This is a genomic window from Vibrio sp. 10N.222.48.A3, assembly GCF_041475345.1.
Taxonomy (GTDB): Bacteria; Pseudomonadota; Gammaproteobacteria; order Enterobacterales; family Vibrionaceae; genus Vibrio; species Vibrio tasmaniensis_A.
Genome location: NZ_JBFRVX010000738.1, coordinates 1 through 320 on the forward strand (window position 1 = coordinate 1; position 320 = coordinate 320).

The window sequence follows — 320 nt, forward strand, 5'->3', positions numbered from 1 at the left end:
CTGTATATGTATACAGGTATCGTATGAATCGCTATATTTTCCAACTTAACATCTCATATCAGCAGTTTTTGGCTAGCTACTCGGGTGCCGCAAGTAAAGTTCAAGTGATAACAACAACAGGGTTACGCTTACAGCTACCTGCAACTCGCTTCAGACCATTTCTTACACAAATAGGGGTTAGAGGACAGTTTAGGTTAACAACTGACCAAAAAAATAAGTTTATTAAGTTGGAAGCTCTGTAAAGCTTGGCGTGCCTAGTGAGTTAAAGGGAATCTTAATCACATAATCAAACATTTCACCTCTTACCACCTCTAAAACAA

At 38.4% G+C, this 320-nt stretch carries 1 protein-coding gene; it reads left to right on the forward strand.

Translation table 11 applies throughout. The annotated features are described in order from the left end of the window. Window positions 1-23: 23 nt before the first annotated feature. Entirely contained in the window at window positions 24-242 is a 219-nt protein-coding gene (locus AB4653_RS19205) for a DUF2835 domain-containing protein (protein ID WP_004733645.1), read from the forward strand. Window positions 243-320 lie beyond the last annotated feature (78 nt).

Coding starts and splice junctions, on each gene's coding strand:
- AB4653_RS19205 (WP_004733645.1), top strand. CDS start 24: ATGAATCGCTATATTTTCCAACTTAACATCTCATATCAGCAGTTTTTG.